The organism is Orrella sp. 11846 (assembly GCF_048820935.1).
In the GTDB taxonomy this organism is placed as follows: Bacteria; Pseudomonadota; Gammaproteobacteria; order Burkholderiales; family Burkholderiaceae_B; genus Algicoccus.
The window spans coordinates 1-211 of record NZ_JBMERD010000080.1 but is presented as its reverse complement, the minus strand read 5'-3'; the positions used below and the strand labels follow the sequence as shown (position 1 = coordinate 211).

At 51.2% G+C, this 211-nt stretch carries 1 pseudogene; it reads right to left on the bottom strand.

The features are described 5' to 3' along the window. Positions 1-211 (bottom strand): annotated as a pseudogene (locus ACOI06_RS14695) (IS1634 family transposase); the annotation flags it as partial.

Genomic DNA, 211 nt, shown 5'->3' with positions numbered 1-211 from the left:
CCACCGACAAATCATCATTGACCAAGGGTCTGACCGCATCCGCCAGTACCTCATCAATCACATCTTGATGTTCCAGAATGGCGTCCATCGTGCGTAGTAACTGCTGATGACTCACAGAAGTGAGGTCCATCTCGGGCAGGCTGACTGTCTTGACCCAGCGTAACGCTCCAAGCTTGGAGTCTGCGTCACAAAGACGGTTAAACACCATTAA